The following is a 15,136-nucleotide window of genomic DNA, read 5'->3' on the forward strand; positions in this document are numbered from 1 at the left end:
CGACGATGTAGCCGCGTTCGGTTTGCACCCCGGCCGCCTCGAGACCCAGGTCGTCGGTGTTGGGGCGCCGGCTGCTCGGGCGCCGGTCCGCCCGCGGGCGCCTGGGCCGGCGGCTTGGGCTGGGCGGCCTGCGCCGGCATCGAGTTGAGCACCGGCCGGATGTACAGCCGCGCGGTCTGCCCGAGGTTGCGGGCCTCGCTGCCGTCGCTGCCGGGCACCGTGATGACCAGGTTGTCGCCGTCGACCACGACCTCCGAACCGGACACGCCCAGCCCGTTGACCCGCGCGCTGATGATCTGCTGCGCCTGGGCCAGCGCCTCCCGGCTCGGGCGTGACCCGTCGGGGGTGCGCGCGGTCAGGGTGACGCGGGTGCCGCCCTGCAGGTCGATGCCGAGCTTGGGCGCGGCCTTCTTGTCGCCCGTGAGGAACACCAGCAGGTAGACGCCGATCAGCAGCAACAAGAACACCGACAGGTATCGGGCAGGGTGCACCGGCGCCGAAGACGATGCCACTTTCCTCGTATCTCCTTGAGAATCGGTTTCTTGCCCCGGCAGAGCCTAGAAAAGCCTACGTGCCCCTCACCTACCGGCCCGGGTCGGTCAGCCCGTCGGATTCCTCCAAGTCGTCGGCGGCGTCGTCGTCACCGAGCTCGGCCGGCTCCTCGGGCAGGATCTTGTCGCGGATGGCCAGCTTCATCCACGTCGTGACCACGCCGGACGCGATCTCCAGGTCGACGGTGTCGTCGGTGATGGCGACGACGGTGGCCTGAAGCCCGGACGTGGTGTGCACCCGGTCCCCGGGACGCAACGAGTCGTGCAGGTCGATGGTGGCCTGCATCGCCTTCTTCTGGCGGCGCCCCTGCAAGTAAATGAAACCGACCATGATGAGCACGAACGGCAAAAACATGACCAAACTATTCATTGCGCCTATCTTTCGTATTCGCCCGTTCCGAAGCTCGAAACGACCAGTAACGGCCAGTCTGCCAGCACCGCAGGGGGCCAACGACTGGCCCCGCTGCCTCGCGCGGAACCAGATAGGCTTGACGCGCGACGTGACATGCGCGCCGCGGTGAGGAGGACGTCGTGGCCAGCCTCGAGCAGACTCGCCACCTGGTCACCGAAATCCCCGGTCCCACATCGCTGGAACTGAACAAGCGCCGGGCCGCGTCGGTGTCGCACGGCGTCAACGTCTCGCTGCCGGTGTTCGTCGCGCGCGCCGGTGGCGGCATCGTCGAGGACGTCGACGGCAACCGGCTCATCGACCTGGGCTCCGGCATCGCGGTCACCACGATCGGCAATTCGTCGCCCCGGGTGGTCGACGCGGTCCGCGCGCAGGTCGCCGACTTCACCCACACCTGCTTCATGGTGACCCCGTACGAGGAGTACGTCGCCGTCGCCGAGGAACTCAACCGGATCACGCCGGGCTCCGGCGAAAAGCGCTCGGTGCTGTTCAACTCCGGCGCCGAGGCAGTCGAGAACGCCGTCAAGGCCGCGCGCGCCTACACCCGCAAGCCCGCCGTGGTGGCGTTCAACCACGCCTACCACGGGCGCACCAACCTGGCGATGGCGCTCACCGCCAAGTCGATGCCCTACAAGAGCGGCTTCGGCCCGTTCGCGCCCGAGATCTATCGGGCCCCGCTGTCCTATCCCTATCGGGACGGCCTGCTGGACAAGGAGCTGGCCACCGACGGCCAGAAGGCCGCCGAGCGGGCGATCCGGGTGATCGAGAGCCAGGTCGGCGCGGACAGCCTGGCCGCCGTCCTGATCGAGCCGATCGCCGGCGAGGGCGGATTCATCGTCCCGGCCGAAGGGTTCTTGCCCGCCCTGCTGAATTGGTGCCGCAAAAACGACGTGGTGTTCATCGCCGACGAGGTGCAGACCGGGTTCGCGCGCACCGGCGCGATGTTCGCCTGCGAGCACGAGGGCCCGGCGGGCCTGGAACCCGACTTGATCTGCACCGCCAAGGGCATCGCCGACGGGCTGCCGCTGTCCGCGGTGACCGGCCGCGCCGAGATCATGGACGCCCCGCACGTCGGGGGTTTGGGCGGCACGTTCGGCGGTAACCCAGTCGCGTGTGCCGCGGCGCTGGCCACCATCGAGACCATCGAGAATGACGGATTGATCGAGCGGGCCCAGCACTTGGAACGGCTGATCACCGAACCGCTGCTGCGGCTGCAGGCGGCCGACGACCGGATCGGGGACGTTCGGGGCCGCGGCGCAATGATCGCGATAGAGCTGGTGAAGTCGGGCGGTTCGGAGCCCAATCCCGAACTGACGGAAGCGCTTTCGAAGGCGGCCCACGCGGCCGGGGTCATCGTCTTGACGTGCGGGATGTTCGGCAACGTCATCCGGCTTTTGCCGCCGCTGACGATCAGCGACGAGCTGCTGACCGAGGGCGTCGCCACCCTCACCGGCCTCCTCAACGAGCTCTAGCGTCGGTGTGCAACATCACACCCACGGCCAGTCCATTGAGGAATACCGTTAGTTTTGCTAACGTTTTTGACATCAGCGCAACGTCGCGCCACCCATTCACCTAGTGCTTATGCGTTAAGAGGGAATCTTTATGTCGACTACTACTACTCAGGAACAGTGGCTCGCACGCCGCGTCGACGACCTCACCGCCAACGACGCCCAGTTCGCCGCTGCCCGGCCGGACCCGGCCGTCGCCGAGGCCCTTGAGCAGCCTGGACTGCGATTGCCGCAGATCATCCAGACCGTGCTCGAGGGCTACGCCGACCGCCCGGCTCTCGGGCAGCGCGCGGTCGAGTTCGTCAAGGACGCCGCGACCGGGCGCACGTCGGTGCAGCTGCTCTCCCGCTACGAGACCGTCACCTACGGCGAACTGCGCGACCGGGTCGACGCGCTGGCCCGCGCGCTGACCCACGACTCGGTCCAGGCCGGCGACCGCGTGTGCGTGCTCGGCTTCAACAGCGTCGACTACGCCACCATCGACATCGCGCTCGGCATGATCGGCGCCGTGTCGGTCCCGCTGCAGACCAGCGCGGCGATCGCCCAGCTGCAGCCGATCGTGACCGAGACCGAGCCCAGCGTGATCGCGGCCAGCGTCAACCAGCTGCCCGACGCCGTCGAGCTGATCCTGAGCGGACCGGCACCGGCCAAGCTGGTCGTGTTCGACTACCACCCCGACGCCGACGACGAGCGCGAGGCCGTCGACGCCGCCCGCGCGCGGCTGGCCGACACCGCCGTCACCGTCGACGCCCTGGCCGACCTGCTGGAGCGCGGGCGCGCGCTGCCCGAGGCGCCGGCGTCGGCGCCCGCCGAGAATGACCCGCTGGCCCTGCTGATCTACACCTCCGGCAGCACCGGCGCGCCCAAGGGCGCGATGTACCCGGCGAGCAACGTCGGGAAGATGTGGTGCCGGTCGGCCCGCAACTGGTTCGGACCGAGCGCCGCGTCGATCACCCTCAACTTCATGCCGATGAGCCACGTCATGGGCCGCGGCATCCTCTACGGCACGCTCGGCAACGGCGGCACCGCCTACTTCGCGGCCCGCAGTGACCTCTCGACGCTGCTGGAGGACCTCGAGCTGGTCCGGCCCACCGAGATGAACTTCGTGCCGCGGATCTGGGAGACGATCTACGCGGAGTATCAGCGCCGGGTCGACCGCGGCGACGACGAGGCCGAGGTGATGGACGAGCTGCGCAACCACCTGCTGGGCGGGCGGTTCATCTTCGCGATGACGGGCTCGGCGCCCACCTCACCGGAGCTGCGGCAGTGGGTCGAGTCCCTGCTGCAGATGCACCTGCTGGACGGCTACGGGTCCACCGAGGCCGGGATGGTCCTGTTCGACGGCGAGGTGCAGCGCCCGCCGGTCGTCGACTACAAGCTGGTCGACGTCCCGGACCTGGGCTACTTCTCCACCGACCGGCCCTACCCGCGCGGCGAGCTGCTGCTCAAGACCAACAACATGTTCCCCGGCTACTACAAGCGGCCCGAGGTGACCGCCGGCGTGTTCGACGAGGACGGCTACTACCGGACCGGCGACGTCGTCGCCGAGGTCGCTCCAGACAAGCTGGTCTACGTCGACCGCCGCAACAACGTGCTCAAGCTCGCGCAGGGCGAATTCGTCACCGTCGCGAAGCTGGAGGCGGTGTTCGGCAACAGCCCGCTGGTGCGCCAGATCTACGTCTACGGCAACAGCGCCCACCCGTATCTCTTGGCGGTCGTGGTGCCCACCGAAGAGGCGCTGGCGGCGTACGACGTCGAGACGTTGAAGCCGATGATCGCCGACTCGCTGCAGTACGTCGCGAAGGAGACCGGGCTGCAGTCCTACGAGGTGCCGCGCGACTTCCTCATCGAGACAACGCCTTTCACGCTGGAGAACGGTCTGCTGACCGGCATCCGCAAGCTGGCGTGGCCGAAGCTGAAGCAGCACTACGGCGAGCGCCTCGAACAGCTCTACGCCGAGCTGGCCGAGGGCCAGGCCAACGAGCTGAGCGAGCTGCGCCGCAGCGGCGCCGACGCGCCGGTGCTGCAGACGGTGAGCCGCGCCGCGGCCGCCCTGCTGGGCACCGCGAGCAGCGAGGTGTCGCCGGACGCGCACTTCACCGACCTGGGCGGAGACTCGTTGTCGGCGTTGACATTCGGCAACCTGCTGCACGAGATCTTCGACGTCGACGTGCCGGTGGGCGTGATCGTCAGCCCGGCCAACGACCTGGCGGCGATCGCCACCTACATCGAGGGCGAGCGCCAGGGCACCAAGCGCCCCAGCTTCGCCTCGGTGCACGGCCGCGACGCGACCGAGGTGCATGCCGCCGAGCTGACGCTGGACAAGTTCCTGGAGGCCTCGACGCTACAGGCCGCGCCCGAGCTGCCCAAGCCCACCTCCGAGGTGCGCACCGTATTGCTCACCGGCGCAACCGGATTCCTGGGCCGCTACCTGGCCCTGGACTGGCTCGAGCGGATGGACCTGGTCGACGGCAAGGTGATCGCGTTGGTGCGGGCCCGCTCCGACGAGGACGCCCGGGCGCGGCTCGACAAGACCTTTGACAGCGGCGACCCCAAGCTGCTGGCCCACTACCAGGCGCTGGCCGCCGACCACCTGGAGGTCATCGCCGGCGACAAGGGCGAGGCGGACCTCGGCCTGGACCGGCAGACCTGGCAGCGGCTGGCCGACACCGTCGACCTGATCGTCGACCCGGCGGCGCTGGTCAACCACGTGCTGCCGTACAGCGAGCTGTTCGGGCCGAACGCGCTGGGCACCGCCGAGCTGATCCGGCTCGCGCTGACGACGAAGATCAAGCCGTACACCTACGTCTCGACGATCGGGGTGGGCGACCAGATCCAGCCCGGCAAGTTCACCGAGGACGCCGACATCCGCGAGATCAGCGCGACGCGGGCGATCAACGACAGCTATGCCAACGGCTACGGCAACAGCAAGTGGGCCGGCGAGGTGCTGCTGCGCGAGGCCCACGACCTGTGCGGGCTGCCGGTCGCGGTGTTCCGCTGCGACATGATCCTGGCCGACACCACCTACGCCGGCCAGCTCAATGTCCCGGACATGTTCACCCGGATGATGCTGAGCCTGGCCGCGACCGGGATCGCGCCCGCCTCGTTCTACGAGCTGGACGCCGACGGCAACCGGCAGCGCGCCCACTACGACGGGCTGCCCGTGGAGTTCATCGCCGAGGCGATCTCCACGCTGGGTGCCCAGAGCGCGGACGGTTTCCGCACCTTCCACGTGATGAATCCGTACGACGACGGCATCGGGATGGACCAGTTCGTCGACTGGCTGATCGACGCGGGATGCGCCATCCGGCGCGTCGACGACTACGGCGACTGGCTGCAGCGGTTCGAGACCAGCCTGCGTGGGCTGCCCGAAAAGCAGCGCAACGCCTCGCTGCTGCCGCTGCTGCACAACTACCAGAAGCCCGAGCGGCCCATCAACGGCTCGATGGCGCCCACCGACCGGTTCCGCGCCGCGGTTCAGGACGCAAAAATCGGCCCGGACAAGGACATTCCGCACATCTCGCCGAAGATCATCGCCAAGTACGTCAGCGACCTGCAACTGCTCGGTTTGCTGTAAGCACGCACAGAAAATCGCCGGCCCTACGCGGGTCGGCGATTTTCTGCGTCAGCTCTTCCTGACTCAGCCCTGCGGGTGGGGCCAGCGCAGGTACGCCGCGTTCGGCGAGGAGGCGGCGTCGCGCTGGCGGCGCCAGCCGCGCTCCATCCGCGGCTTGGTCACCGCGCCCGACGACACCGCGGGCGACTCGTCCAGCCCGGACACGTACACCGGCTCCCCGACCGGCGCAGCTGCCTCGGGCTCCGGGTGACCCAGGGGTGCCACGTCGCGCGCCAGCCGCACCGCCGTGCGGGCCAGGACGACTCCGCCCACGAAGATGATCAGCGCGCCGAGGCCGGAGAAATAGGAGACCTCGAGGGCGGCGCGCTTGCGCTCGGTCGCCGCGATCGGGTCGCCGGCGGATCCGATGCCCAGCAGAGGAGCGATTTGGCCGCCCACCACGAACCACGCGCCGGACAGGACCGCGAGCCAGCCGCCCAGCATGGCGGCGATGCGGTTGCCGGCGACGATCAACAGCAGGCCACCCACCACCGTGGCGGCGCCGGGGAGCACCTCGAGCCAGCCGCGCGCCGTCGTCCACGCCCAGTCGCGGTCGGGCGTGTAGGCGAAGTTGAAGTGGGGGCCGACGAACGGGATCAGCGCCCCCCAGGCGCCAAGGAGCACCAGGATCAATCCGCTGATCGCGCCGCGCGAGCGCGGCATGGTCAACGCGCCTGGATAGTCCCTATCTGCGTTTTTCATTCCATCTCCTCAATTGAAGCCGGGCCCATTTCCGGCCCCCCGGGAGTACCCGACCCGGCCGCGATGTAACACCCGCGGCCGCAAGGAGCGGATTTGCGTGACCAGTGAGGCTGATGTTGCTGGCGTTACCAGGACAGGCCGAGCACCACCAGCACGATGGCGATCACCGGAAAGGTGCCCTGGATGACCGCGGCCCGTGCCTTGTCCCGCGCGGAGAACACCAGCACGATCGCCGCGGCGGCCATGGATCCGACTCCGGCGAGAATGAGCGCGACCCCGACGGCCTTGTCGCCCATGATCACCGGGGGAATGCCCAGGAGGGTGACGATGGCCAGGAACAGGTTGTAGAACCCCTGGTTGAAGGCGAGCAGCCGGGTGGTCTCGGCTTCCTCGGCCGTCGTGCCGAAGACGGCGCGGGTGCGCTCCGAGGTCCAGGTCAACGACTCCATCGTGAAGATGTAGACGTGCAGCAGGGCGGCCAGCCCGGCAAACACCAACCCGGCGGTGAGCATCGCTCCTCCTCGGTAAGCCAACGACCCAAGAACCATACCGAGCGGCGCTCGCCCTGGCGCGCAACAGCACCGGCGGCCCGCTGGGGCTACCGGTGCTCTCGCGCGATCAGGCCAGATGGTGCCGACCCGCGGCGCCCGGCGCCAGCGCCGCGCTTGCGATCGGCACTAGACGCCGGCGTGGTGGTGGCGGCGGAAAAGGCCGCCCCCGGTGCGCCGATGGAAGAAGCCGCGCCCGGTGCGCTCGTCGGTCGGCACGTCGCGACGCGATTCGTCATACATGGCCGGTTGCTCCGCCGGGGCCGCGGCCACCGGCGCCGGTTCCGCCACGACGACGTCGCGGGCATGCCGCACCGCGACACGCCCCAGGGCGGCGCCGCCGAGGAACACGATCAGCGCACCGAGGCCGGTGAAGTAGGTGACCTCGAGCAGGGCCCGCTTTAGGTCCGTCGCGGCCGCCGGCTGGCCGAAGTCCCCGATGTTCAGCATCGGCGCGAACGCCCGGCCGACGACGAACCAGGCGCCGGCGACGACGGCCAGCCAGCCGCCGAGCACCGCGCTGGCGCGATTGCCGGACACGAGCAGGATCAGGCCGCCCACCGCGGCGACGACGCCGGGGAGCACCTCCAGCCAGCCTTTCGCCGTCGTCCACGTCCAGGCCGGGTCGGCCATGTACGCCCAGTTGACGTTGGGTCCGAAGAACGGGATCAGCGCGCCCCACGCACCCAAGAGGATCAGCAGCAGCCCGCTCAGCGCGCCGCGGCTGCGAGGCATGTACGCCGCGCGAGGGCGGTCATAGTCGGGGTTGGTTCGCCTCATCAGAATCTCCTTCAACAGTGATTGCTGTTGCGAGGCGGGTACCCGCGGCGCGAGTGACGTAACCCACACCCCGGGGGGCGGCGCCAACCGTCCTAGTCGAACAGGCCCGGTTGCCCGAGGCCGGTCGCCCCGGCCGGCGGCGTCAGGCCGAGGTGCGTCCAGGCCTGGGCGGTGGCCACCCGGCCGCGCGGGGTGCGCGCGACCATGCCCGCCCGCACCAGGAACGGCTCGCACACCTCCTCGACGGTCGCGGCCTCCTCGCCCACCGCCACCGCCAGCGTCGAGACCCCGACCGGGCCGCCGCCGAAGCCGCGGGTCAGCGCCGACAGCACCGCCCGGTCCAGCCGGTCCAGCCCCAGTTCGTCGACGTCGTAGACCTCCAGCGCGGACTTCGCGACGTCGCGGGTGATCACGCCGTCGGCGCGCACCTCGGCGAAGTCGCGGACCCGGCGCAACAGCCGGTTGGCGATCCGCGGGGTCCCCCGCGAGCGTCGCGCGATCTCGGCGCCCGCGTCGGCGCCCAGCTCGATGCCGAGGATCCCGGCGGACCGGGCCAGCACCCGCTCCAGCTCGGCGGGCTCGTAGAAGTCCATGTGCGCGGTGAACCCGAACCGGTCGCGCAGCGGGCCGGTCAGCGCGCCGGACCGGGTGGTGGCGCCTACCAGCGTGAAGGGCGCCACCTCCAGCGGAATCGACGTCGCCCCGGGGCCTTTGCCCACGACCACGTCCACCCGGAAGTCCTCCATGGCCAGGTAGAGCATCTCCTCGGCGGGCCGCGCGATGCGGTGGATCTCGTCGATGAATAACACGTCGTGCTCGACCAGGTTGGACAGCATCGCGGCCAGGTCGCCGGCGCGTTCCAGCGCCGGACCGGACGTCACCCGCAACGACGAGCCGAGCTCCGCCGCGATGATCATCGCCAGCGAGGTCTTGCCCAGCCCCGGCGGACCGGACAGCAGGATGTGATCCGGTGTGCCGCCGCGGTTCTTGGCCCCCTCGATGACCAGCTGCAGCTGCTCGCGCACCCGCGACTGCCCGATGAACTCCCGCAGGGAGCGGGGCCGCAGGCTGACGTCGATGTCGCCCTCGCCGACGGTCAGCGCCGGCGAGACGTCGCGGTCGGAGAAGTCGTCGGTCATTTGCGCCGCTCCTCCTCATCGCTCCGCTCTGCATCGTCGCCGGCGCGCGTCATCGCGACTTACCCAGCAGGGACAGGGCGGCCCGCAGCGCGCTGGACGTGGTCGCCTCGTGATCGCCGGCCAGCACCTTGTCGGTGGCCTCCTCGGCCTGCTTGGCGGCGAAGCCCAGGCCGACCAGCGCCTCCACCACCGGGCTGCGCACCGCGTGGCCGTTGACGAGCGGCGCCCCGTTGGTCGCGGCCACGGCCCCGACCTTGTCGCGCAGCTCCAGCACCATCCGCTCGGCGCTGCGCTTGCCGATGCCGGGCACCCGGGTCAGCGCGGCGACGTCGCCGTCGTGCAGGACCTGGCGCAACGTGGCGGCGTCGTGCACCGCCAGCGTCGCCATCGCCAGCCGCGGCCCCACCCCCGACACCGACAGCAGCGTCAGGAACAGGTCGCGGGTCTGCGCGTCGGTGAACCCGTACAGCGTCATCGAGTCCTCGCGCACGATCATCGCGGTGATCAGCCGGGCCTCGCTGCCCTGCCGCAGCGTCGCCAGCGTCGACGGCGTCGCGTTGACCCGGTAGCCGACGCCGGCCGCCTCGATCACGACGTGGTCGAGCGCCACCTCGAGCACCTCGCCGCGCACCGACGCGATCATCGGGCGGCCGCCTTGCGCGTCGCCGCCAACTTGGCCCGGTAGGCGTGCCGTTGCTGCGCGGCGAGGGCCTCGGCGGCGGCCATCCGGGCGATCATCGGCGCGCGCCAGCTGTGGCAGATCGCCAACGCCAACGCGTCGGCCGCGTCGGCCGGCGTCGGTTTGGCCTGCAGCGCAAGGATTTTGGTGACCATCGTGGTGACCTGCGCCTTGTCGGCGAACCCGTTGCCGGTGACCGCGGCCTTCACCTCGGTGGGGGTGTGGAAGTGCACGTCGATGCCGCGCCTGGCCGCCGCCAGCGCGACCACGCCGCCGGCCTGCGCGGTGCCCATCACGGTCGACACGTTGTGCTGGGAGAACACCCGCTCGATGGCCACCACGTCCGGCCGGTGGGTGTCCAGCCAGTGCTCGACGGCATCGCTGACGGCCAGCAACCGCTTGGTCAGCGGCGCGTCCGAGCCGGTGCGCACCACGTCGACGTCGAGCGCGACGACCTTGCGCCCCCCACCGGTCTCCACAACCGCCAGGCCGCATCGGGTCAGCCCCGGGTCGACGCCCATCACGCGCATTGCCGGCTCCTTCGTACGAACAGCTGTTCGAGAGCCTAACCGGCGACACCGACGGCATCCGGTAGGACACGCTGCCCTCGGGTAAAAGCTGTTAACTTATAGCCCACGTTCGCTCTAGCCCTGTGGCAACGGAAGGTTCAGCGTGGGAACAGTCCTGCTCGTCCTGGCGGCGGTGCTGTTCATCGCGTCGATCGTGGTGCTGGTCATCGCTTTGCGGCGACCCAAGAAGCCGGCCCCGCCGCGGGGGCGCTCCGACCCGCTGTCGTTCAACGCCATGCCGCAGTTCGGGCCCCGCCAACTCGGCCCCGGCGCGATCGTCAGCTACGGCGGCGTCGACCTCGTGGTGCGCGGCTCGGTGACGTTCCGCGAGGGGCCGTTCGTGTGGTGGGAGCACCTCCTGGAGGGCGGCGACCAGCCGATCTGGCTGAGCGTCGAAGAGGACGACGGGCGCCTGGAGCTGGCCATGTGGGTCACCCGCAAGGACCTCACTCTGCAGCCCGGTGACCAGTACGTCATCGACGGCGTGGCCTTCCACGAGACCGAGCGCGGCCGGGCGTCCTACACCACCGAGGGCACCACCGGCCTGCCCGCCGGCGGCGAGATGGAATTCCTCGACTGCACCAACGCCAACGAGAGCGCCCTGCTGTCGTTCGAGCGCTGGGCACCGGACATGCCCTGGGAGGTTTCGACGGGCAAGTCCGTCGTGCCCGGGGAGCTGACCGTCTACCCCGCGCCCCCACCCTCCTCGCCATAGGACCGCCTCGGTGCCCCTCCATCAGCTCGCCGTGACTCCGGCGGACGTGTCCGGGGAACGGCTGGGGCTCGCGCTCAACGCGCCCGCGCCGGCGCCGCTCGCCACCTGTTCGCTGGAGCATCCGGACGGCGGCGCGCTGCTGCTCGGCGTGCTGGGCGCATCGCACGTGGTCGCGGTCGAGCACGCGAAAGGCCAGTTCTCCGAACAGGTTTCGTGTACCGCCCGCGGCATCGGCGGCGACCTGCCGCGGCGCACCGACGCCCCCGGCTACCGGCTGCGGTCCCGCACCGAGACGCACGAGGAGGCGAGCTTCCGCCGGCTGGCCGGCGAGCTGCGCGAACGCTGTGCGCGGCAACCGGGCTGGCTCGGCGGCACGTTCCCCGGCGACGACGCCGCGCTGACCGCCCTGGCCGCCGAGCCCGACGGCGCCGGATGGCACTGGCAGACCTGGCATCTGTACCCGCTGGAGTCGGGCGGCGTGGTGGTGCACACCGAGAGCCGGTGGCGCCCGTGAGCCGCAACCGCCTGTTCCTGATCTCCGGGGCGCTGGCCGTCGCCGCAATCGCCTGCCTGGTCTTCGGAATCATCTTGGAGCAGAAGGACATCGGGTCCTACATCGCGAGCCATTACCACGAGTACTCCCGCGACGTGAACGGCACGCGCTACCAGTGCACCGGCTCCCCCGACCAGGTCGCCGACGCGCTCGCCGACTATCAGGCCCCCGAGGCGCGCGCGTCCAACGGCGACAGCGAGTACCTGCGGTACAGCAACAACATCGTGATCGTCGGGCCCGACGGCAACAATCCGTGCAGCATCCGCGTCGAACCCCTGAGCGCCGGATACAGCCACGGCGCATTCGTCTTCCTGGGCCCCGGCTTCTTCCCGGGCTCCCCGTCGGGCGGCGCCGGCGGCACCCCGGGCGGCCCCGGCGGAACCAAGTGATCTAACCGCAAAGGAGACAACCATGAACCTCGCCGTCGAGATCGGCAACGTCGACGTCAATCCCGTCTTGAAGGGCGCGGTCGCGACGATCCTGTACTTCGCCGTCGGGATGGCGGTGCTGCTCGTCGGGTTCTACATGGTCGACTGGCTGACCCCGGGCAAGCTGCGTCAGCTGGTGTTCATCGACCGCCGCCCCAACGCCGTCGTCGTCGCGGGCGCCATGTACATCTCGCTCACCATCGTCATCATCACCGCCATCGCCAACAGCTACAGCCAGCTGGGCCAGGGGCTCCTCGGCGTGGCGGTGTACGGGTTGATGGGCGTGATCCTGCTGGGGATCGCGCTGCTGGCGATGCACCTGCTGATCCCCGGCGACTTCCACGAGCACATCGACGAGCCCACGCTGCACCCGGGGTCCTTCGCGGTCGCCCTGATATTGCTGGCCGTGGGAGGGGTGACCGCCGCGGCGGTGTCATGACGTCCCAGGGCCGTTGGCGCGCCGTCTTGTTGGCCGCCGTGGCGGCCTGCGCGGCCTGCGGCATCATCTACGAACTCGCGCTGCTGACGCTGTCGGCCAGCCTCAACGGCGGGGGCATCGTCGCCACGTCGCTGATCGTCGCGGGCTACATCGCGGCGCTGGGCGCGGGCGCGCTGCTGGCCAAGCCGCTGCTGGCGCACGCGGCGATCGCCTTCATCGCCGTCGAGGCGCTGCTGGGAATCATCGGCGGCCTGTCCGCGGCCGCGCTGTACACGGTGTTCGCGTTCCTGGACGGCTCGGTGGGCTCGACGTGGGTGCTGGCGGCGGGCACGGCCCTGATCGGCGGCCTGGTCGGCGCCGAGGTGCCGCTGCTGATGACGCTGCTGCAGCGGGGGCGGACGGCGCACGCCGCCGACGCCGGCCGCACGCTGGCCAACCTCAACGCCGCCGACTACCTGGGCGCGCTGCTGGGCGGGCTCGTCTGGCCGTTTCTGCTGCTGCCGCACCTCGGGATGATTCGCGGCGCGGCGGCGACGGGCATCATCAACCTGGCGGCGGCGGGGATCGTGGCGGTCTTCTTGTTGCGCCGCATCGTGTCCGCGCGGCAACTGGCCACGGCGCTGTGCGCGCTCGCGGCCGCGCTCGGGCTGTTAGCAACGCTGCTGGTGCGTTCGGCCGACATCGAAACCACAAGCAGGCAAAGGCTTTACGCCGACCCGATCATCGCCTACCGGCACACGGCCTATCAGGAGATCGTGGTGACCCGGCGCGGCAACGACATGCGCCTCTACCTCGACGGGGGCCTGCAGTTCTCCACGCGCGACGAATACCGCTACACCGAAAGCCTGGTATACCCCGCCCTCGGTGCCGGCGCCCACTCGGTGCTGGTGCTCGGCGGCGGCGACGGCCTGGCCGCCCGCGAGCTGCTGCGCCAGCCCGGCATCGGCAAGATCGTGCAGGTCGAGCTCGACCCCGCCGTCATCGAATTGGCGCGCACCACCATGCGCGAGGCCAACGGCGGCTCGCTGGACAACCCGCGCGTCAAGGTCGTGATCGGCGACGCGATGACCTGGCTGCGTGGCGCCTCGGACACCGGATTCGACGCGGTGATCGTCGACCTTCCCGACCCCGACACGCCCGTGCTGGGCCGGCTGTATTCGACCGAGTTCTACGCGCTCGCCGCCCGCGCGCTGGCGCCCGGCGGGCTGATGGTCGTACAGGCGGGCAGCCCGTTCTCCACGCGGACGGCGTTCTGGCGCACGGTCTCGACGATCCGGGCCGCCGGTTATGCCGTCACGCCGTATCACGTGCATGTGCCCACGTTCGGGGACTGGGGGTTCGTCTTGGCGGCGCGCGCCGGTTCCGCACCGGTCCCGAGGGTGCCGGCCGACGCTCCCCCGCTGCGCTTCCTGAACCAGCGGGTGCTCGACGCGGCCACCGTCTTCGCCGGCGACATCGGCGACCGCCCGCTCGAGCCGTCGACCCTGGACAATCCGCGCGTCGTCGAGGACATGCGGCACGGGTACGACTAAGAGGGTTGGTTCACTCCTCGTCGAGCGCGGCCAGCACCTCGTCGGAGACGTCGACGTTGGTGTAGACGTTCTGCACGTCGTCGCTGTCCTCCAGCGCATCGACGAGCTTGAACACCTTGCGGGCGCCGTCGAGGTCGACGGGAACGCTGACCGACGGCTGGAAGCTGGCCTCGGCCGACTCGTAGTCGATGCCGGCGTCCTGCAGCGCGGTGCGCACCGCGACCAGGTCGGTCGGCTCGGAGATGATCTCGAAGCTGTCGCCCAGGTCGTTGACGTCCTCGGCGCCGGCGTCGAGCACGGCCGTCAGCACGTCGTCTTCGGTCAGGCCGTTCTTCTCCAGCGTGACAACGCCCTTGCGGGAGAACAGGTAGGCCACCGAGCCGGGGTCGGCCATGGTGCCGCCGTTGCGCGTCATCGCCACCCGCACCTCGCTGGCGGCGCGGTTGCGGTTGTCGGTCAGGCACTCGATCAGCACCGCCACCCCGTTGGGCGCGTAGCCCTCGTAGGTGATGGTTTGCCAGTCGGCGCCGCCGGCCTCCTCGCCCGCCCCGCGTTTGCGGGCGCGCTCGATGTTGTCGTTGGGCACCGAGGTCTTCTTGGCCTTCTGGATCGCGTCGTAAAGCGTCGGGTTGCCGGCCGGGTCACCGCCGCCGGTACGGGCGGCGACCTCGATGTTCTTGATCAGCCGCGCGAACTCCTTGCCGCGACGCGCGTCCTTGACGGCCTTCTGGTGCTTGGTGGTGGCCCACTTGGAATGGCCGCTCATCGGTGTTGCTACCTCTTCTTCTTTTGCATTCTGGTGCTCGATAACTCGCCCAACGAGTCTACGTGGGCGGTGGATGCCGATGGCCCCGGTGCTCCCCGCCGTCACCGCAGTCACAGGCGTCACAAGAAAGCGAGCGGCACCCTACTTGCCCGCCTCAGAGCGACAACGGCTGTCGCTGTGAGGCGGACAGAAAGCCTCATGC

15 protein-coding genes and 1 pseudogene are annotated in these 15,136 nt (G+C 70.1%); 7 read left to right on the plus strand and 9 right to left on the minus strand.

The genetic code is table 11. The features are described 5' to 3' along the window. Together A5712_RS03805 and yajC are read right to left on the minus strand one after the other, a co-directional pair. Positions 1 to 512 (minus strand): annotated as a pseudogene (locus A5712_RS03805) (protein translocase subunit SecD); the annotation flags it as partial. Positions 513 to 582: 70 nt separating this feature from the next. Continuing rightward, positions 583 to 921 (minus strand): preprotein translocase subunit YajC, encoded by a 339-nt coding sequence (gene yajC / locus A5712_RS03810; RefSeq protein ID WP_068101534.1) that lies wholly within the window; start codon positions 919 to 921, stop codon positions 583 to 585. A gap of 161 nt (positions 922 to 1,082) precedes the next feature. Here yajC and gabT point away from each other — a divergent pair, with 161 nt between their 5' ends. Beyond that, entirely contained in the window at positions 1,083 to 2,432 is a 1,350-nt protein-coding gene (gene gabT / locus A5712_RS03815; RefSeq protein ID WP_068101536.1) for a 4-aminobutyrate--2-oxoglutarate transaminase, read from the plus strand. A 130-nt stretch (positions 2,433 to 2,562) separates the two neighbouring features. Further along, complete coding sequence (gene car / locus A5712_RS03820) at positions 2,563 to 6,045, plus strand: carboxylic acid reductase (protein ID WP_068101539.1); 3,483 nt, start codon at positions 2,563 to 2,565, stop codon at positions 6,043 to 6,045. A gap of 63 nt (positions 6,046 to 6,108) precedes the next feature. On the opposite strand, the gene A5712_RS03825 is transcribed toward car, so the two are convergent. The 6 genes from A5712_RS03825 to ruvC form a co-directional block, all read right to left on the minus strand. Further along, complete coding sequence (locus A5712_RS03825) at positions 6,109 to 6,786, minus strand: hypothetical protein (RefSeq protein ID WP_068101542.1); 678 nt, start codon at positions 6,784 to 6,786, stop codon at positions 6,109 to 6,111. Between the two features lie 125 nt (positions 6,787 to 6,911). Further along, on the minus strand, positions 6,912 to 7,298 hold the full coding sequence (locus A5712_RS03830; protein ID WP_068101545.1) for a DUF1304 domain-containing protein: 387 nt from the start codon (positions 7,296 to 7,298) through the stop codon (positions 6,912 to 6,914). A gap of 165 nt (positions 7,299 to 7,463) precedes the next feature. After that, entirely contained in the window at positions 7,464 to 8,114 is a 651-nt protein-coding gene (locus A5712_RS03835; RefSeq protein WP_068101707.1) for a hypothetical protein, read from the minus strand. Positions 8,115 to 8,206: 92 nt separating this feature from the next. After that, positions 8,207 to 9,253 (minus strand): Holliday junction branch migration DNA helicase RuvB, encoded by a 1,047-nt coding sequence (ruvB, locus tag A5712_RS03840; protein ID WP_068101548.1) that lies wholly within the window; start codon positions 9,251 to 9,253, stop codon positions 8,207 to 8,209. Positions 9,254 to 9,302: 49 nt separating this feature from the next. Beyond that, positions 9,303 to 9,896, minus strand: coding sequence for a Holliday junction branch migration protein RuvA (gene ruvA, locus A5712_RS03845; RefSeq protein ID WP_068101550.1), 594 nt, complete (start codon positions 9,894 to 9,896; stop codon positions 9,303 to 9,305). Then, positions 9,893 to 10,462: a crossover junction endodeoxyribonuclease RuvC gene (ruvC, locus tag A5712_RS03850; protein WP_068101557.1), complete on the minus strand. Its 570-nt coding sequence runs from the start codon at positions 10,460 to 10,462 to the stop codon at positions 9,893 to 9,895. Before ruvC ends, ruvA begins: the two co-directional genes overlap by 4 nt. Before the next feature lie 142 nt (positions 10,463 to 10,604). On the opposite strand from ruvC, the gene A5712_RS03855 reads away from it, so the two are divergent. The 5 genes from A5712_RS03855 to A5712_RS03875 are packed head-to-tail and all read left to right on the plus strand — an operon-like array spanning position 10,605 to position 14,168. Further along, positions 10,605 to 11,216 (plus strand): DUF4178 domain-containing protein, encoded by a 612-nt coding sequence (locus A5712_RS03855; protein ID WP_068101559.1) that lies wholly within the window; start codon positions 10,605 to 10,607, stop codon positions 11,214 to 11,216. Positions 11,217 to 11,226: 10 nt separating this feature from the next. Then, positions 11,227 to 11,730 carry a DUF2617 family protein gene (locus A5712_RS03860; protein ID WP_068101561.1) on the plus strand — a complete coding sequence of 168 codons (504 nt, stop codon included), beginning with the start codon at positions 11,227 to 11,229 and terminating at the stop codon, positions 11,728 to 11,730. Next, positions 11,727 to 12,158: a DUF4247 domain-containing protein gene (locus A5712_RS03865; RefSeq protein WP_068101710.1), complete on the plus strand. Its 432-nt coding sequence runs from the start codon at positions 11,727 to 11,729 to the stop codon at positions 12,156 to 12,158. The genes A5712_RS03860 and A5712_RS03865 overlap by 4 nt, the downstream gene beginning before the upstream one ends. A gap of 22 nt (positions 12,159 to 12,180) precedes the next feature. Continuing rightward, positions 12,181 to 12,636 carry a DUF350 domain-containing protein gene (locus A5712_RS03870; RefSeq protein ID WP_068101564.1) on the plus strand — a complete coding sequence of 152 codons (456 nt, stop codon included), beginning with the start codon at positions 12,181 to 12,183 and terminating at the stop codon, positions 12,634 to 12,636. Then, on the plus strand, positions 12,633 to 14,168 hold the full coding sequence (locus A5712_RS03875) for a polyamine aminopropyltransferase (RefSeq protein WP_068101567.1): 1,536 nt from the start codon (positions 12,633 to 12,635) through the stop codon (positions 14,166 to 14,168). Before A5712_RS03870 ends, A5712_RS03875 begins: the two co-directional genes overlap by 4 nt. A gap of 10 nt (positions 14,169 to 14,178) precedes the next feature. On the opposite strand, the gene A5712_RS03880 is transcribed toward A5712_RS03875, so the two are convergent. Beyond that, positions 14,179 to 14,934 carry a YebC/PmpR family DNA-binding transcriptional regulator gene (locus A5712_RS03880; RefSeq protein WP_068101572.1) on the minus strand — a complete coding sequence of 252 codons (756 nt, stop codon included), beginning with the start codon at positions 14,932 to 14,934 and terminating at the stop codon, positions 14,179 to 14,181. Positions 14,935 to 15,136 lie beyond the last annotated feature (202 nt).

This window comes from Mycobacterium sp. E2327 (assembly GCF_001672675.1).
In the GTDB taxonomy this organism is placed as follows: Bacteria; Actinomycetota; Actinomycetes; order Mycobacteriales; family Mycobacteriaceae; genus Mycobacterium.